The following is a 377-nucleotide window of genomic DNA, read 5'->3' as shown; positions in this document are numbered from 1 at the left end:
CGACCCCGGTCAACCGGCGCTGGCGCTTTTTGACGATCTGGGGTTCGAAACTGCCGTCGCGGTCGCGGGGCACCTCGATCGGCACCGGTCCGGTCGTCTCGGTCAGCACCGTCTTCGGCCTGGTCCCGTTGCGCACGTTCGTCGAGTCCCGCTCCGCAGGCGCCTGGTTCGGCTCGAACCCTAGGTGTTCGGTCATCTCCTCGTTCAACGCCGTCTCGAGGACGGTCTTGGTGAACTGTTTGAGCAGCCCGTTCGGCCCGGTCAGGGACAAGCCCTGTTCCTTGGCCATCCGCACCAGCTCCGCCGCTGCCAGCTCCTCGGCCGAAGCCTCGGCCTTCTTCCTCGCCACGGCATCAAGTGTCGTCATCACGGCACCC

The 377-nt window shown here is 66.6% G+C and carries 1 protein-coding gene; it reads right to left on the bottom strand.

All coding sequences use genetic code 11. The features are described 5' to 3' along the window. On the bottom strand, positions 1-370 hold a 370-nt coding region (locus tag ON34_RS28635), incomplete at its 3' end, for a transposase (protein WP_245548240.1). Between the last annotated feature and the right edge of the window lie 7 nt (positions 371-377).

Origin of the sequence: Nocardia pneumoniae NBRC 100136 (assembly GCF_000308755.1) — a bacterium.
GTDB classification, from domain to species: domain Bacteria; phylum Actinomycetota; class Actinomycetes; order Mycobacteriales; family Mycobacteriaceae; genus Nocardia; species Nocardia pneumoniae.
This window is presented reverse-complemented; position numbering and strand designations above follow the sequence as displayed.